12 protein-coding genes are annotated in these 17,024 nt (G+C 64.4%); 1 reads left to right on the top strand and 11 read right to left on the bottom strand.

What is annotated here, in order from left to right:
• Window positions 1-2 precede the first annotated feature (2 nt).
• The 10 genes from AC1DW2_RS08980 to AC1DW2_RS08935 form a co-directional block, all read right to left on the bottom strand.
• Entirely contained in the window at window positions 3-446 is a 444-nt protein-coding gene (locus AC1DW2_RS08980) for an SRPBCC family protein (RefSeq protein ID WP_477005775.1), read from the bottom strand.
• Between the two features lie 5 nt (window positions 447-451).
• A complete protein-coding gene (locus AC1DW2_RS08975; RefSeq protein ID WP_014496426.1) occupies window positions 452-889 on the bottom strand; it encodes an SRPBCC family protein in 438 nt (145 codons plus the stop codon).
• Between the two features lie 9 nt (window positions 890-898).
• Window positions 899-3,811: a flotillin family protein gene (locus tag AC1DW2_RS08970; RefSeq protein ID WP_477005774.1), complete on the bottom strand. Its 2,913-nt coding sequence runs from the start codon at window positions 3,809-3,811 to the stop codon at window positions 899-901.
• A 25-nt stretch (window positions 3,812-3,836) separates the two neighbouring features.
• Window positions 3,837-4,670: a phosphoenolpyruvate hydrolase family protein gene (locus AC1DW2_RS08965; protein WP_063984343.1), complete on the bottom strand. Its 834-nt coding sequence runs from the start codon at window positions 4,668-4,670 to the stop codon at window positions 3,837-3,839.
• Window positions 4,671-4,673: 3 nt separating this feature from the next.
• Window positions 4,674-6,887: a Tm-1-like ATP-binding domain-containing protein gene (locus AC1DW2_RS08960; protein ID WP_477005773.1), complete on the bottom strand. Its 2,214-nt coding sequence runs from the start codon at window positions 6,885-6,887 to the stop codon at window positions 4,674-4,676.
• Complete coding sequence (locus AC1DW2_RS08955) at window positions 6,880-7,662, bottom strand: ABC transporter ATP-binding protein (RefSeq protein ID WP_028147232.1); 783 nt, start codon at window positions 7,660-7,662, stop codon at window positions 6,880-6,882. The genes AC1DW2_RS08960 and AC1DW2_RS08955 overlap by 8 nt, the downstream gene beginning before the upstream one ends.
• Window positions 7,655-8,764: a branched-chain amino acid ABC transporter permease gene (locus tag AC1DW2_RS08950; protein ID WP_477005772.1), complete on the bottom strand. Its 1,110-nt coding sequence runs from the start codon at window positions 8,762-8,764 to the stop codon at window positions 7,655-7,657. The genes AC1DW2_RS08955 and AC1DW2_RS08950 overlap by 8 nt, the downstream gene beginning before the upstream one ends.
• Before the next feature lies 1 nt (window position 8,765).
• On the bottom strand, window positions 8,766-9,776 hold the full coding sequence (locus AC1DW2_RS08945) for a branched-chain amino acid ABC transporter permease (RefSeq protein ID WP_071915371.1): 1,011 nt from the start codon (window positions 9,774-9,776) through the stop codon (window positions 8,766-8,768).
• A 239-nt stretch (window positions 9,777-10,015) separates the two neighbouring features.
• Window positions 10,016-10,843, bottom strand: coding sequence for a helix-turn-helix domain-containing protein (locus AC1DW2_RS08940; RefSeq protein ID WP_071915370.1), 828 nt, complete (start codon window positions 10,841-10,843; stop codon window positions 10,016-10,018).
• A 136-nt stretch (window positions 10,844-10,979) separates the two neighbouring features.
• Window positions 10,980-12,230, bottom strand: a complete 1,251-nt coding sequence (locus AC1DW2_RS08935) for an ABC transporter substrate-binding protein (RefSeq protein WP_166351801.1) — start codon at window positions 12,228-12,230, stop codon at window positions 10,980-10,982.
• A gap of 448 nt (window positions 12,231-12,678) precedes the next feature.
• On the opposite strand from AC1DW2_RS08935, the gene AC1DW2_RS08930 reads away from it, so the two are divergent.
• Entirely contained in the window at window positions 12,679-14,949 is a 2,271-nt protein-coding gene (locus tag AC1DW2_RS08930; RefSeq protein ID WP_477005771.1) for an MHYT domain-containing protein, read from the top strand.
• Between the two features lie 1,459 nt (window positions 14,950-16,408).
• On the opposite strand, the gene AC1DW2_RS08925 is transcribed toward AC1DW2_RS08930, so the two are convergent.
• Window positions 16,409-17,008: a DsrE family protein gene (locus AC1DW2_RS08925; protein WP_477005770.1), complete on the bottom strand. Its 600-nt coding sequence runs from the start codon at window positions 17,006-17,008 to the stop codon at window positions 16,409-16,411.
• Window positions 17,009-17,024 lie beyond the last annotated feature (16 nt).

Raw genomic sequence — 17,024 nt, 5'->3', positions numbered from 1 at the left:
TGCTATGCCGCCTCCTTCAGGTGCCGGCGGATTGCCTCGAAGCCGGCTTGGTAGATGTCTTCTGCGACCATGTGGACGATGCGATCGCGGTCCTCCGGCCTGGTGCTGAAGCGCGACTCCCAGTGCCAGAAGGTGCGGTCGCCGTCTGTCACCGGCAGCAGGCGGACATGCGCCACGTAGTTGAACATCGGCACCGGCGTATCGAGCAGGCAGTAGCTGAAGGTCTGCTCGAGATCGGAGAGCGCCAGCAATTGCTCGCGCAGCTCCGATCCGTCCTGCAGCTTGAAGCGCCTGACACAGCCGATCTTGTCAGGGGAGTGCGCGCGCTCGATCGTGGAGGTCGCGACCGCCGGATGCCAGCGATCGTGTCCGTTGAAATCACGCAGCACGTTCCACACCGCATCGGTGGACGCATCCAGGATCGTGCTCTTGACGATATGCGGCACGGAGCTCACCCTCCGAACTGGCGCTTGAGGGCGTCGAAGCCGCCCTGGAACACGCCGCCGCCGATATTGCCGACGAGCTCCGCTTCCCGTTCGGGTGCGCAGTCGAACTCGGCGGTCCATTCCATGAAGGTCTGGTCGCCGTCGGTGACCGGCGTCAGCCGCAGTGTCGCGACGTAGTTCTCGACGCCCATGGGGGATTCCAGGATCGAATAGGTGCAGAACATGTCGTAGTCGGAAAGGCCGAGCAGCTTCTCGCGGATGCGGTCGCCGTTGCGCAAGCGAAAATCCCTGACACAGCCGATCTTGTCCGAGGGCTCGCCGCCCTCGATGCGGCTTTCCGCGATCGCGGGATGCCAGTTCGGCATGCCGTTGAAGTCGCGCACCCGTGCCCAGACGCGATCGTTGCGCGCATTGACGACGGTTGAGACATAGACGCGGGCCATGATGCGACCTCAGCTCTTCTTCCGGGGGCTGCGCTCCGCGGGCGGCTCGCCCTCGGTGGAAGGCGTGGGCGCCGCAGCCGGCTTCTCGCCGCCTCCGCCTCCACCACCGCCCTTGCGGGCGGACTCCTTGATGCCTTGCATGTCGCGGGCCTCGCGGATCAGGCCCGGCATCTTGGCGAGGCTGCCGCCCTCGACGCCGATATCCGCCAGAAGCGAATCGATGAGCGGCGCCTGCACGCGGTAGCGCAGCGCCGAGTCGATCACCTCGTCGGTGGCGCTGCGGCCGCCATTGCCACCATGGCCGTTGCCGTTGAGGCCGTCGACCTGGAGGATGCGGATGCCCTCGATCTTCTCCATCGGCTTGACGCTCTCGCGCACGATGCCTTCGATGCGGTCGAGCAGCTTTCTGCGGAACAGCGAGTAGCGAGCCTGGTCGGTCAGCACGTTCTCGGCCTCGTTGAGCAGCCGCTGCGCCTCGGCCTCCACGGCCGCGCGCACGCGCTCGGCTTCGGCTGCAATTCGGGTCTCCTCGGCCTGCTTCTCGGCGATCACGATTTCCACGCTCTTGCGACGCCTGGCGATCTCGTTTTCACGTGCGGTGATGACGCGCTCGGTGGCCTCCGTCGCATGTATCCGCGCTTCCTCGGCCGAGGCCCGGGCGGCGGATTCTTCCAGCGACTTCAGGTGGATCGCGATCGCCTTCTCCATCAGAACGGTCTCGACCTCCCTCTCGCGATTGACTTCGAGCTTCCGCAGCTCGCGCTCGCGGCCGATGCGGGCTTCATCCAGACCGCGATCGGAGGCAATGCGGGCGCGCTCGACCTCCTCGCGCGCGGCAATCTCGGCTTCCTGGAGCGACTGGACGCGGGCGACCTCGAGCTGCTCGATCGAGCGGCGCCGTTCGATCCGCGCCGCCTCCAGCGCCTGCTCGCGCGAGACGTCGGTGGTCTCGACGTCTTTGCGTGCGACGATCTCGGCCTGCTTGACCTGGCGGTCGGCGTCGATGCGTTCAGAGCGCTTGGTGGAGAGCGCGATGACGCGGTCTTCGTCCGCGATCTCGATTGCCTTCTTCTGCTCGATATTGAGCACTTCGCGCTTCTTGGACGAATTGATCCGCTCGGACTCCAGCGCGAGATCGACGCCGATGCGCTGGCGCTCGATCACGTCGCGCCGCTTGAGGTCAGCCGCCTCGACTGCGGCGGTCCGCTCGATCTCCAGCGCCTTGGTCTCCCTGTCGGCCTGGATCCGCTCGGCCGCGATGGCCTTCTCCTGCGCGATGCGCGCGGCCTCGATCGCTTCGCGGGAGGCGATATCGGCTTCCTCGACGGCGCGGTTGCGGGCGATCTCGAGTGAACGAACTCGTTCCTCCTGGGCGATACGGGTGGCTTCCGTCGCCTCGCGTGCCGTGATTCCCGCGACGTCGAGTGCCTGGTTCCGCTCGATCTCCAATTGCCGCGTACCCTGCTCAGCGGCGATGCGCTCGGCGGCAAGCGTTCGCTCACGGGCGATGCGCGCGGCCTCGACCGCGCGCTGGGCCTCGATCTCGGCTTCCTGGATCGTGCGCACCTGCTGGATCTCAAGCGCGCGGGTGCGCTCGTCTGACGCGATGCGCTCGACATTGACAATCATGGTCTGGGCGATGCGGGCCTTTTCGGTCGCTTCGCGGGCGGCGATCTCGGCCTCGTCCACGGCGCGGGTCCGCTCGATCTCGCGGCGCCGTGTCTCTTCTTCATTGGCAATACGGGCGTCGGTCACCACCCGGTCCTGCTGGATACGCGCCTTCTCGATCGCCTCGCGGGCGGCGATCTCGGCTTCCTCGATCGTACGCATCCGCTCGATTTCGCGCTGGCGCACCTCGCGTTCAGAGGCGATGCGGCTGGTGTCGATCGAGCGCTGGTTGGCGATCCGGGTCTTCTCGACCTCCTCGCGGGCCAGCAGTTCCTTCTCCTCGATGGTGCGGGTGCGCTCGATCTCCCGCTGGCGGGTCTCGCGCTCCGAGGCGATACGGGCTTCCGCGATCGCCTGGTCGTTGGCGATGCGTGCCTTCTCGATGGTCTCCCGCGCGGAAATCTGCGCCTGCTCGGCCTCGGTCTCGCGGAGGGCCCGCTCACGCGCGACCTCGGTGCGTTGCAGGGCGCGACGCATCTCGATGTCACGCTCCTGCTCGAGGCGCGCCGTCTCGCTTTCGCGCTCGATCTCGAGGGCCTGTCGCTCGGCCTCCAGATTGCGGGAGCGGATCTTGATCATCGAATCCTGCTCGATGTCGTTGCGCAGCTTGCGCTTGGCCTCGATGTCCTCCATCAGGCGTGTCAGACCTTCGGCGTCGAAGCGGTTCGAGGGATTGAAGAATTCGAGATCGGTCTGGTCGAGATCGGTGATCGCGACGGACTCCAGCTCGAGTCCGTTCTGAGCGAGGGCCTCGGCCGCGTTCGCCTTGACGCGGGCCACATACTCGCCGCGTTGCTCGTGCATCTGTTCCAGGGTCATCTCCGAGGCAATCGAACGGATCGCGGAGATGAATTTGCCGGCGAGGAGGGCGTGGAGCTTCTCGGGCTCCATGGTGCGGCGGCCGAGCGTCGCGGCGGCGATGGACACGGCTTCGCGGGTCGCCTGAACGCGGACATAGAAGTCGGCCTCGATGTCGACGCGCATGCGGTCCCGGGTGATCACGGCGTCCTGCCGGGAGCGCACGATGCCCATCGGCTGCACGTTCATGTTGACCGGCGTGTAGTCGTGGATGAAGGGCAGCACGAACGCGCCGCCGTTGATCACGACGCGCTCGCCGAGCAGGCCGGTCCGGACGAACGAGGTCTCCTTGGACGAGCGATGGTAGAGCCAGTTCACTATGTAGACGCCGACCACGATCACCACGATGGCGACGATCAGCCAGAGGATCAATTCACCGACCAGAGTCCCTGACATATTTCCCTCCCTCGACCTTCCGGCGTTATCGCGCGCCGATCGCCTTGAATTTGCGTACCTGATCCGTCAGCGCCCGCTCGACCGGCAGCCGCTCCATCGAGGAGGCGCCGTAAAAGCCGTGGCAGTAGCGGGTGTTCTTCATGATGAAATCAGCGTCGTCCGGATCAGCGATCGGTCCGCCGTGGGCGAGCACCAGGATGTCCGGATTGACGCTGAGCGCGGCGGAGGCCCAGGTGTCGATGCGCGCCGGGCAATCCTTGAGCTTGGGCGCGGTCTGCGCGCCGATGGTGCCCCCGGTCGTGAGGCCGAGGTGACAGACGATGATATCCGCGCCCGCGATCGCCATCGCGGCGGCTTCCTTCTCGGTAAAGACGTAGGGCGTCGTCAGCAGGTCCTTCTCGCGCGCCTTGGCGATCATGTCGATCTCGAGCGCGTAGGACATGCCGGTCTCTTCGAGATTGGCGCGGAACACGCCGTCGATCAGGCCGACGGTCGGAAAGTTCTGCACGCCGGCGAAACCGAGGGCCTTCAGCTGGTCCAGGAAAACGTCCATGTCGCGGAACGGATCCGTGCCATTGACGCCAGCGAGCACTGGCGTTTTGGTCACGACGGGCAGCACTTCGCCGGCCATCTCCAGCACGATGGCGTTGGCGTCGCCATAAGCCATCAATCCCGCAAGCGAGCCGCGGCCGGCCATGCGATAGCGGCCGGAATTGTAGATGACGATGAGATCGACGCCACCGGCTTCCTCGCACTTGGCCGACAGGCCGGTGCCGGCGCCGCCGCCGATGATGGGCTCGCCGCGCTTTGCCATGTCGCGGAAGCGTTTCAACAGTTCTGCGCGTTCAAACCGGGCCATCGGTCACCTCGCTAGTCTCCGGCGCGCCCCGGTGCGGCCGAACAAGGTCCGGAACGCGCTGACAATGGTGGAGGCGAACTCGGGATCGTTGATGTTCTTGGGGACGCGGATGAGTTGACGGTTGGCGGTCTGCCGCACGTTCCGCTCCAGCGCACGGAACAGGGCCGCATCGGCATCGGGATCCCAGAATGGCTGTCCTCGCGCGTCGAGCGCGGAGACGCCGCCCTCGGGCAGGAAGAAGCGCACCGGGCCGTCCATCTGGTTGAGCCGATCGGCGATCCAGCGGCCCATGCGTTCGTTTTCCTCGGCCGTGGTCCGCATCAGGGTGACCTGGGGGTTGTGGACGTGGAATTTGCGGCCGCGATAGCGCTCGGGAATGGTGTCCGGGGCGCCGAAATTCACCATGTCGAGCGCGCCCACCGAGCCGACATAGGGCAGGCGGCTGCGGATGATGGCGCCGAAGCGGTCGTCGGTTGCCGGGAACACGCCACCCATCAGGAGATCGCAGATTTCTGTGGTGGTGAGATCGATGACGCCGGCGATCTGCCCGGAATCGACGAGTTTCTCCATTGAGCGGCCGCMAACGCCGGTGGCGTGGAAGACGAGGCACTCGAAATCTTCGCGCAGGTCGGCCGCGATCTTCTGGACCGCCGGCGTGGTGACGCCGAACATGGTGATGCCGACCGACGGCAATCCGCTGTCGCCACGATCCTTCCGCGCGTGCTGATCGAGCCGCGCCCTGACCATGCCGGCCAGCGCATGGGCGCCATTGGCGAGCACGGCACGAGAGATCGAGTTGAGGCCCTGCACGTCGGTGACCGAATGCATCATGGTGATGTCGGCCGGGCCGACATAGGGCCCGACGTCGCCGGAGGCGACGGAGGAGATGATCAGCTTGGGCACCCCGACGGGGAGGGTCCGCATCCCCGGCGCGACCAGTGACGCTGCGCCCGAGCCGCCCGCCGAAATCACGCCAGCCACATTGCTCTGGCGTCGCAGCCAGCTGGCGAAGGCATCGGCCATCGCGGTGACGGCGGCGCCGCGGTCGGGTCCGAACACCGCCGATCCGCCGCGCCCATGGTTCAAGGCGATCTCCTGGGCCGAGACGTCGCTGGTTGCGTGCCGGCCGCTGGTGGAGACATCGACCAGTCGCGTGCGCAGGCCGCTCCCGGCGATGATGTCGCGGATGAAGCGAAGCTCCGTGCCCTTGGTGTCGAGCGTGCCGACGACGAGCACGACCGGGGGTCCCTGCGTTTGCGCCGCGACCGGCTCGCGCCTGCGCCGGGCGGTCTCGTCGAGACGCGCCACCTGTGTCGAGAGCGTGCGGGCGGCGGCCTCGATGCGGGCGATCGGGACCGGCTGCGACCAGCGGGTGGGCGGAGTCGGATTGGATATGTAGACGCGGATCGGGCCGCCTGGACGGGACGGCTGCGGTGCGGCCTTCGCCCCGGTGCCTGCCGCCGGTATGTCGACGGCGGGCTCGAGCTCGGCGTGGAGGCCGACGCCGAGCAGGCGCTGCTGCAACTCCCGGTCCGCGGCAAGGCGCGCGGAATCGATGATGCGGTTGATGCGGCCGTTGACCATGATCGCGACGTTGCGCGAGACGGCCGTGGCCACACCGATGTTCTGCTCGATCACGAGCACGGACATGTCGCCGTCCTCGCCAAGCCGTACCAGCATCTCCTCGACCTGGGCGACGATGACGGGCGCAAGCCCCTCGGTCGGCTCGTCCATGATCAGGAGCTGCGGATTGGTGAGCAGCGCGCGGGAGATCGCCAGCATCTGCTGCTCGCCGCCGGAGAGCTGGCCGCCGCCATGGTCCTTGCGCTCGGCCAATCGCGGAAAGGTCTCGTAGATGCGCTCGACCGTCCAAGCCCCGCGCCGCAGGCCCGCGGCAAGCTGCAGATGCTCGTCGACGCTGAGCGAGCGCCACAGCCGCCGGCCCTGCGGCACGTAGCCGACGCCAAGCCGGGCTATGTGGGCGGGCGGCCGCCGGGTGACGTCGTCGGCGCGGACGCGGATCGAGCCGCCGCTGACCGGCACCAGCCCCATGATCGCCTTGCACAGCGTGGTCTTGCCCATGCCGTTGCGACCGACCACCGAGAATACGCCGGCTTCGAGCGTCAGGTCCACGCCTTGCAGCGCATGCGAATGCCCGTAGTAGACGTCGAGGCCGCGGACTTCGAGGGCGGCGGCGGAGCGGCGGACCTCATTCATGGCCGCCTCCGAGGTAAAGCTCCTGCACCTCTGGATCGGACTCGATCTCCTGCGGCAGGCCTTCCTTGAAGATGCGCCCGTTGTGCATCATCGTGACGCTCTCGACGACGCGTAGCGCCACGTCCATGTCGTGCTCGATGATGATGTAGCCGATATGCGCCGGCAGCGAGGTCAGGATCTCGACCAGCTCGGCACGCTCGGTCGGAGACAGGCCCGCGGCCGGCTCGTCGAACAACACGAAGCGCGGCGCGCCGGCGAGCGCCAGTGCGATCTCGAGCTGACGCTGCTGGCCATGCGCAAGCTCCGCGACGCGCTGGTCTTTCACGCCTGTGAGATGGACAGCCTGCACGAGATTGTCGGCCGCGCTCATCAGCGCGTCGTTCTGTCCGGGGCGCAGGAACGAGAAGCGCCCGCGCGAGACGCCGCGGCAGGCGAGGTAGACGTTGTCCTGGACGGTGAGACCAGGAAAGAGCGCGGAGATCTGGTAGGTTCGACGCAGGCCGCGGCGGATGCGCTCGTAGGGCGGGAAGTGGGTGACGTCCTCGCCGAAGAACCGGATGGTGCCGGAGGAGGGCGGGAAATCGCCGGTGATGCAGTTGAACAGGGTGGTTTTTCCGGCACCGTTCGAGCCGAGCACCGCGCGCCGCTCGCCGGGGCGCACGGTAATGGTGACGTCGGTGAGCGCAGCCAGCGCGCCGAACAGGCGCGTCACGCCGCGAAGCTCCAGCGCCGCGCCGGCGCCGACGGCTGAGAGGCGTTGCGCGACGCTATCCATGACCGGATCCTTGACCAGATCCTCGGCCGTGACGTTCGCTTGAACGGGCCGCGCCGGATCGCTGGCGCTGTCGCCAGCTCTGCCAGAGCCCGATCACGCCGTCCGAGGACCAGAAGACGATGGCGAGGAAACCGAGGCCGATCAACAGCCGGAAGCGGTTGCCGTCGAGCCCGAGCTTGACCAGGAAGTCGAGCGCGAAGGTGCGTAACAGCACGAAGATCAGTGCGCCGATGAACGGACCGATGGGACGCGTGATGCCGCCGACCACGGCGATGATGAGGATATCGATGCAGGCGCCGACGCTGACGGATCCCGGCGAGATCTGCCGGTAGTTCCAGACCTGGAGAACGCCGGCCAGCGCCGCGACAAAGGACGCGAAGGCGTAGGCGGCGACGCGGTGCGCATTGACGTTGAAGCCGAGCGCCGCCATGCGGCGGGGATTGTCGCGCACACCCTGCAGCGCCAGGCCGAATGGTGCGCGGGAGATGTATTCAACGACGAAGTAGCATAGCGCAGCGACCGCGAGCACGATGTAATAGAAGGGAATGTCGGCGCGCCAGTTGACGCCCCAGAAATGCGGCGTGGCGACGGTGTTGATGCCGGTATGGCCGTTGAAGATCGCCCAGTTCTGATTGGTGAAGTAATAGAACGCCGCGCCGATCGCGAGCGTGATCATGATGGTGTAGATGCCCTCGGTGCGCACCGCCAGCGCGCCGCCAAGCGTGCCGAACAGGGTCGCGAGCGCGAGCGCCATCGGGACTGCGAGCCACCACGGCCAACCCAGGCTGATATTGGCGTTGCCGCTGACGCCGAACACCGCGACCATATAGGCGGAGAAGCCTGCGATGGTGAGCTGCATCAGGCTGACCATGCCGCCGTAGCCGGCAAGGAACATCAGGCTCAGCGCCATGATGCCGAGGATCAGCGTGGTCGCAAAGATCTCGATCAGGAAGAAGCCGTTGGCGATCAGCGGCATGATCAGGAGAATGGCCGCGACGATCCAGGCTGCAGGATTGTTGATCTCCGGCCATCCGCGCAAGGTGGGGCGCTGCGCGGCTGCGGCGGGACGAATAGTGACGCGGGCGTCGTGGGCGAGCGACATCTCAGCGCCTCGCCAACAGGCCTTGCGGCCGGACTGCCAGGACCAGCACCATGATCAGGAAGGTCACGACGATGGCGTAGGTCGGGATGTAGACCGAACCAAGCTGTTCGGCGAGGCCGATGATGAGCGCGCCGAGCGCGGCACCGGGGATCGAGCCCATGCCGCCGACGATGACGACGACGAGCGAGGCAAGCAGGAAGCGGATGTCTTCGCCAGGCGAGAGAGACTGGAAGGTGCCGCCGACGACGCCGGCGATGCCGGCAAGCCCGGCACCGAGCGCAAAGACCAGCACGAAGACGAGCTGGATCCGCACTCCGGTCGCGGCCAGGATGTCGCGATCGTCGACACCGGCGCGGATGATCATGCCGATGCGTGTGCGGTTGAGCGCCAGCCACATCGCCAGGCCGATCACGACGGACGCGGCGAAGATCACCAGCCGGACCAGGGGATAGCGGAGATAGACCGGTTCGCCCGAGGATTTCACCGCAGTGACCAGCGGCAGCTCGATCGGGCCGATCAGCCAGTTCGGTGTCTGGATCTGATAGAAGTCGCCGCCGCAAGCCCACAGCATGAGATCGGCGAAAACGATCGAGAGACCAATCGTCACCATGGTCTGCCGCAAGTCCTGGCCTTCCATGCGGCGGAAGACGATGAGCTGAAGCAGGACGCCGACCAGCGCCGTCAGGATGAAGGCGACGATGAAGCTGAGGAGCCAGGAGCCGGTCGAGGCGCTGATGGCGTAGCCGACATAGCCGCCGAACAAATACAGCGAGCCGTGCGCGAGGTTGACGTTGCGCATCAGGCCGAAGATCAGGGTGAAACCGCTGGCGACAAGGAAGTAGAGGCCGCCGAGCGTGATGCCGTTGAACACGGCGTTCAGGAAGACCCGCTTGCGGCCGATCGCCTCTTCAAGTCCGGGCGGCCACACCGCCAAGGTCAGCCACAGTGCGAGCGCGATCGCGACGATCACGATCAGGGCCCAGGCCGGATGACGTTCGACGAAGCGCGTCATGTCAACTGCCTCATCCCCGCCTCGCGCCCCCGCAAACGGGAAGAGGGCGCGATCAGGTCGCTTCGACCTCGCCCTGCCTCATGTTTTGAACGCTGGTCGAACAGCCTTGCGTAGGCTGCGTACCTCGCCATGGACGTGCGTCCTCCCGGACTTGCGATCCTCTTTTCGGGATCGCGTTCCGACCATCTTAGCGAGGGCACAAGAGGAGCGTTTGATCGTCAGTATCTTTTCGCGCGCGGTCAGGCCCGCAAAACCTTGGCGGCGCGGCGGTAATCGGTCGGCGCCATCCCGACATTGGCGGTGAAGAAGCGCGTGAAGCCGCTTTGCGAGGAGAAGCCGAGGTCGAAGCCGATGTCGGCGATCGGTGCTTCGCCGGCGACAAGGGCTTCCAGCGCCTGTTCCATGATCAGGGTGTTGAGGTAGAGATGCGGCGTGACGCCGGTCTGGGTGCGGAATAGCCGGTAGAAATGCGGTCGCGACAGGCCGGATTCGCGCGCAATCGTGTCGAGCTCCATTTCGGCGCCCGGACTTTCCGACATCAGCTTGATGCATTTGCGCACGCGGAAGTCGGTGACGGCGCCGGCCGTGCGCGCGTCGCGCGCGATCTCGGCCTGCTGCCAACTTTCGTCGTAGCAGATGTCGATCAGCCGCCGCAGCTCGGCATCGAGGCTGGAGAGCGACGGTGCGCCGCACACAAGCGCTGCGGTTCGTCTGATGTGCTTGTCGAGTGCGACCGTGCGCTTGAACTGGGTGCGGCCGAAACGCAGGCGGTCGGCGCCGGGCGCATCGGGGGCGAACCACTCCGGATTGACGTAGAGCACGAAGAAGATCGCGCCACCGTCGAGATCGGACGGCAGGAAATTGTGAGGCTCCCAAGGATTGACCGCAACGATGGAGCTTTCCGTAAGGTCGTAGTGCCCGTTACAGACGTCGATGCATGCGGACTGGCCGCCAACATGGAAGATCAGATGACCTTCGCGATGTGCGTGCACGTTGAAGGGGCGGTTCAACTGATAGACCGTCGCCCGACCGAACCGGCCGTGAAAGACGGCAAGCGCCCGGCTCATGCCTTCCCTCCTGAATGTTCTTGTCTTTTCAGTCAGCGTTCAACAACCGGGGCGAGATTGCAAGAGCGCAAGATATCGCGCCTGCAAATCGCTCCCGGTTGCCGGAGAGCATGCGAAACGAGCGACGGTGAATGCGTCAGTACTTCTTACATTCCGGGACCGTACGGCTCGGCAGTCCGATCTTGGCGAACACCGCCGGATCGTAACCGAGCGTCTGGTTCACGTTCGGGATCACCTTCACGACCTTGCTGAACAGCGCGCCCTTGCCGTCATCGACGACCTCGGTGACGAAGTTGGTGCCGATCGCCTGGCGGTTGGCGTCAAGCTTGATCTTGCCGTTCGGTGCGTCGATCTCGATCTTGGCCAACGCCTCCTTGTATTTGGCCTGGTTATTGGAAAGATCGCCGTTGACCTCGCGCAGCGCGAGGATCAGCGCCATGGTCGAGCCGTAATAGTTGGTCGCAAGAAGCGACGGGCTTGGGAAGCGCTTGTTGGGCGGGAAGGCGTCCTGATAGGCCTTCACGAACTTCTGCCAGCCCGGATCCTCCCAGGTGTCGGCCTGACCGCTCGCCGCGATGGTGCCGACCAGCGCATTCTTGGCGTTGCCCTTGGACGAGAGGATGGTCTGGTCGATCATGATGGAGCCGCCCATCAGATGCGCCTTGCCGCCGGCCTGCTGGTATTGGTTCAGGAAGTTGACGGCGTCGGCGCCGCCGAGGCCGAGATAGATCGCATCGACATCATCGGGCAGCGCCGCGATGACGGAGGCGAAATCCTTGGTGCCGAGCGGCACCCATTGCCGGTTGGTGACCTGGCCGCCGGCGCCGCAGAATTCGAGCACAAGGCCGAACACCTGCGTATAGATGAAGGAATAGTCTTCGCCGACGGTCGCGATCTTGCGATACTTCTTGTCCTCATAGGCGTATTTGCCGAGGCCGACCTGCCACTGCGCGCCATCCATGTTGTAGCGGAAGAAGTTCGGCGCGGGATCGACATAGGTCGTCTCCTGCGCGCCGGAGGCGGCGTTGATGAAAGTCAGCTCCGGATGGGTCTTGGCGAAGTTCTTGACCGCGATGCCCTCGTCGCCGGAGAGCGGCGACAGCAGGATCTGTACTTTATCCTGCTCGATCAGCTTGCGCACGGCGCGCACCGCGGAGTCCGGCGTCGCGTCGGTCGACGCAACGATGAATTCAAGCTCTTTGTCGCCGACCTTCTTGCCAAGCACATTGAGCGCCGTCTGGTGGCCGCGCATACCGTCTTCGCCGAGCACCGTGTAAGTGCCTTCCAGCGTTGCCGTGACGCCGACCTTGATCTTTTCCTGGGCGATTGCCGCGCCTGAAAGGAATAGGCTGCTTAGCGCGATCAGTCCCACACTGCATTTCAACATTTCATTCCTCCCTCTATGGCCAAATTTTTCGCTGAATTGGCGCGGCGCCGTGGCTCCCGAAAGGCGCCCGGCTGTTGAACGAAGGCTAACCGAAGTCGGATGCAGTGCACGTATGGGCGCATCGTGCGGCTTGACGGGCAGTCTCATTTTGAATGTTGCGGCGCAATTGGCTTCGCGGTGCAATAGGCAGCCGGCTTGCCCAATTTGCAGGGCGGTGCGTGAGCGGCACGATCCTCCGCTCGATCCGTGCACGGAGCCTGATCCAGCACAGGCCTGGTCCGGTTCAAATCCCCAAGGGAGGTGGGGCGGAAACAGCCCCCCGGCGGCTGGATCCAGCTTGAATTTGCCGACAGGGTGCCACGGATCGCGGCCAGCCGGGCCTTGGTCCCGCGGCCGCTATTCAACCTAGGGTGAATTTGCCCCGGATTTCCATTACCATCGGGTGGAAATGAATCACCATACGGCCTCTCACGATCCCGTTCTTGTGGCGCTGTCGATCCTGATCGCCGCGCTCGCCTCCTACACAGCGCTCGACCTCGCGACCCGGATGCGTGCCGCGTCCGGGCGGGCTCGTCCGGCTTGGCTTGCAGCCGCGGCCACCGCCATGGGGGGCGGCATTTGGTCCATGCATTTCGTCGGCATGCTGGCTTTCAGGCTGCCGGGGGTCGAGATCTCCTACGATCCATTCCTCACCTTTCTATCGCTTGTCGTCCCCATTGTTGTCGCGGCCGCGGCCTTTGCCGTGGTCGGAAGACGCCCGCAGGCGCTCCTGGTGTCCGGCCTGGCGATGGGGCTTGGCATATCCGGCATGCACTATACGGGCATGGGCGCGATGAGAATGGCGGCATCCGTCGCGTACGATCCTCGGTGGGTCGTGCTCTCGGTCGTGATCGCGATGTGCGCTTCGGTCGTGGCGCTCTGGCTTGCCTTTCGCAAGACGAATGCGACGCAGCGACTGTTCGCAGGACTTGTCATGGGTCTCGCGATCTCCGGCATGCATTACGCGGCTATGGAAGGTGCCTCGTTCGAGCCTGCGAACACCATGGCGGGACACGCTGGACATTTCGTGGGTCGGGCGCCGCTGGCATTTCTGCTCGCCGGCGCCACCATCCTGATCCTGAGCATTGGGATTGCCGCTGCCGTCTACGATCGGGCCTCGGCGGAGCGCGCCCAACGCGAGGCCAGCGCGCTGAGGCGAAGTGAAGAACGCTTTCGGCTCCTGGTGGAGGGCATCGCCGATCACGCCATGTTCATGATCGAGCCGAATGGGTCCGTCGGAAACTGGAATCTCGGGGCGCGCCGGCTGATGGGTTACGGCGACGACATCGTAGGGACCAGCTACGCGATCCTTCATACCGACGAAGACCGCGCGTCCGGGGCGCCAGCACGTGCTCTCCTTGAGGCGGAGCGATACGGCAAGTCAGCAGTGGAAGCCTGGCGCGTGCGCCGGGATGGCAGCCGTTTCTGGGCAGAGGCAACCCTGGTCGCGGTACGGAACGAAAGCGGCTTGATCACTGGGTTTGCCAAGATCGTGCGCGACATCAGCGAGAGAAGGCGGGCACAGGAAGCGCTGGATCGGGCACGCGAAGCGCTGACGCTGTCGCAGAAAATGGAGACCATCGGTCAACTTACCGGCGGCGTCGCCCACGATTTCAACAACCTGCTCGCCGCCGTTCTCGGCAGCCTCGAGCTTCTGAAAAAACGCCTGCAAACAGACGATCCGAAGATACAGCGTCTCGTGGACAACGCGATGCAAGGCGCGCAGCGGGGCGCACTGCTAACCCAGCGCTTGCTCGCCTTCGCTCGCAAACAGGATCTCAAGCCGGCTGTCGTCGATATCGCCGCACTGGTGCGGGGCATGGCGTCACTGCTGAAATTCGAGGCAGGCGTCCGTATCGACACACTCTTTCCGCTGGACCTGCCAAACGTAAAGATTGACGCCAACCAGCTCGAACTGGCCATCCTCAATCTCGCCGTAAACGCGCGTGATGCGATGCCGGCCGGTGGCCTGATAACCATCTCCGCCAGAGACGAGCAGCACGAAGCTGGCGCTCCCCGCTACGTGGCGCTCTCGGTGAGCGACACGGGCTGCGGCATGGACGAGGAAACGCTCAAGCACGCTCAGGAGCCATTCTTTACGACGAAGGGTATCGGCAAAGGCACCGGGCTCGGACTATCGATGGTTCACGGCCTCGCCGAGCAGTCCGGCGGCAGGCTCGTCCTGAAGAGCCGCCTTGGAGTGGGCACGACGGCCGAGATCTGGCTGCCGGTGGCTGAGGAGGAGGCCGCGGTGCCAGCGCCGCGAGCGGAGTCCCCGGCACCCATGCTTCGGGCCGACCACCGGCTTTCCGTGCTTCTGGTCGACGACGACCCTCTCGTGCTGGAGAATACGGCGGCAATGCTGGAGGATCTCGGGCATGCAGTGGTCGAGGCACGCTCGGGCGAAGAGGCATTGGATCTCCTCCACCGCACGCAGACCATCGAACTCGTCGTCACCGACTTTGCGATGCCGGTCATGACCGGCCTGCAGCTTGCTGAAGCCGTGGTCGTGGAGCGTCCCGGTACGGTCATCCTCCTGAGCACCGGGTATGCGGAGCTTCCCATTGACGCGCGTTCCAATCTGCACCGCCTGTCGAAGCCGTTCGATCAGGCTGCCCTTGAGAAGGCTATCCAGGGAGCGATGCGAGAGCGGGAGCGCGCGAGATCTGTCGTCGCCTGACGGTGTCGGGCTGACGGCCGCCGATCGGTGCCGCCAGCACATTTGCCTCCAGCTCCCCGGCGAACCAATATGATCGCGTGGAGCCACCAGGTCGTGTTTCGACCGGAGAGAATAACGGCGCCTCAGCGATGAGAGATTGCCGCTGTCCCGGTGAAAGCATGCCGGTGCTTGGCAACCGTGTTGCCGATTCGATAAAGGGCTAAATTCAAGTCAGCGTCGCACGCGGATTCACAACCGTGTACCCCCTCAAAGAACGCGCGTGTATTCTCGTTGCGCGTCCACCTGAGTTGCCGTCGTACGCCATCCAGACGTCGCCCCCGATGTGCTGCTCGAGGACGAAAACGTGCCCGCGTCTTGCCGCGACCATTCCTGGTGCTGGCGACGTACGCGGAAATCTCAGCCAGTTTGCCGCGAGATTCAATTCCGGAACGATGCGGCCAAACAGGCGCAGGGCTGCGGCACAACCGCAGAATGAGGAGGGGCAGCCCGCGGGGCGGCCGCCAACGATTCGATGGCTATGGGGAGTATCGAGCGCGGCGAACTGCTCTAACCGGTGTGTCCGCAGCGAGTGCCGCAACTCCGTTCGCTGCTTCAAGGCTTGCGAGTAGTATGAGAAATCGCACGGCATAGTGACATTGCATTCGGTGGCGCGTTCTATTCGATATGGCCGTGCTTCCGAATTGAGCGAGGTGACTACAACCAAGCAATACGCAAAAACAATTTGCTTGAGCATCGCAGGCTCCGAGTTGAAGGATTCTGCCCCAAGCAATGAACAATCAACAACAGATGGCTGAAATCGGCCCAAAAAGCGGCCTGACTCCGAATGAGACGCCGACTATACCTCTGAGGTAACTCCGGACGTGTCGTTCGCTGACGATAATCTCTCCTGCTTGCAAGTGGGCCGTGGATGCGGCCCATTCAATTGTCGATCATCGCCAGGTACATCATATGAAGAGTGATTGGGCCCTTCGATCCGTCCAAGATCACGCGGAGACTCTTGGTGTAGTATCCGGCGCCAATCACGGTCCCGGTCTTTCCAGCCAAGCGAGGACCGGCGGTCGGCTTTACCTGAATTCGGGAGCCCGGTGGAAACTTGAGCTCGATTTCGGCCGATCCCGACATCGTGTCCCCGGCAGCGCATGACCTAATTCTGCTCGAACTCGCAGGCCCGTGGCACAGTGAACGAACGTGCGCATTGCACGAGGGGCATATTCAACTGGGCGTCAGTCAACGAGCTCTTCAACAATGGTGCTGAGGAAGCAACACAGCCCGGCGCCTAGGACAGAATTCTCTTTAATTTCGCAAGCTCCCTCGGCAACGAAATCAATTTCGGTGTCTCGATACCGATTAATAGCGAAGTCGGTCCATAATGAACTCCAATGCCTCCGCAAAGGCTCGCCCTCGCACCCCGCCTGGATGTTGTTCGCTCTTTTGGAAAATGGATGGCCGGCCCTCCGGCTTACGGCTTGACGTAGGTCCAGCCCATCTCCTGCAATTCCATCACGCGCACGACGCCCGACTTTACGACCTCCGCCTGCCGAACAATCGGTATGTCCTTATTCTCGGCCTTGTGCATTTTCTCCTGGGTGTTGCCGCAGGCTTTGAACGAAACCTCAGGCGTGCTCAGGGCCATCTCCTCGATGCGCGGCTTTACCGGCGATGTGTCTTCACGCAGCATGTGCAGGCCGGGCCCGAACGTGACAACCTCGATCTTCACCTTCTCGCCAGCGTCCTTGTAATATTGCGCCACGTTGGTTGCGTTGTTGAGCGCGAGATTCATCGCCGCGGTATCGTTGGTATTCACCTGCAGGACCAGGTGATGTTCTCTCTTCTTCGTTGGGGCCGGATCGGCCATACGGGCAAACGCGGACTGTTTTCGCGTCGCCGTCGTCTGCTTCGCCATGTGTTGCCTGGCATGGCTCGCTCTATACAGGACAGGTTGGCCGTCTGCCGGTGTCCAGTATTTTCCGCCCTGTTCCGCTGCCGCAAAGGATGTGGAAACCAGAACGGCGATCGCTCCCATCGCGGCCGCTTTGGCAAAGTGATGAAATCTGGTCATTATACGCCTCCATCGA

The organism is Bradyrhizobium sp. P3_C3 (assembly GCF_056402655.1).
Note: the sequence above shows the minus strand (reverse complement) of the source record. Positions and strands in the feature narration are given on the sequence as shown.

Coding starts and splice junctions, on each gene's coding strand:
- AC1DW2_RS08945 (WP_071915371.1), bottom strand. CDS start 9,776: ATGACGCGCTTCGTCGAACGTCATCCGGCCTGGGCCCTGATCGTGATC.
- AC1DW2_RS08975 (WP_014496426.1), bottom strand. CDS start 889: ATGGCCCGCGTCTATGTCTCAACCGTCGTCAATGCGCGCAACGATCGC.
- AC1DW2_RS08940 (WP_071915370.1), bottom strand. CDS start 10,843: ATGAGCCGGGCGCTTGCCGTCTTTCACGGCCGGTTCGGTCGGGCGACG.
- AC1DW2_RS08970 (WP_477005774.1), bottom strand. CDS start 3,811: ATGTCAGGGACTCTGGTCGGTGAATTGATCCTCTGGCTGATCGTCGCC.
- AC1DW2_RS08950 (WP_477005772.1), bottom strand. CDS start 8,764: ATGTCGCTCGCCCACGACGCCCGCGTCACTATTCGTCCCGCCGCAGCC.
- AC1DW2_RS08935 (WP_166351801.1), bottom strand. CDS start 12,230: ATGTTGAAATGCAGTGTGGGACTGATCGCGCTAAGCAGCCTATTCCTT.
- AC1DW2_RS08925 (WP_477005770.1), bottom strand. CDS start 17,008: ATGACCAGATTTCATCACTTTGCCAAAGCGGCCGCGATGGGAGCGATC.
- AC1DW2_RS08965 (WP_063984343.1), bottom strand. CDS start 4,670: ATGGCCCGGTTTGAACGCGCAGAACTGTTGAAACGCTTCCGCGACATG.
- AC1DW2_RS08955 (WP_028147232.1), bottom strand. CDS start 7,662: ATGGATAGCGTCGCGCAACGCCTCTCAGCCGTCGGCGCCGGCGCGGCG.
- AC1DW2_RS08930 (WP_477005771.1), top strand. CDS start 12,679: ATGAATCACCATACGGCCTCTCACGATCCCGTTCTTGTGGCGCTGTCG.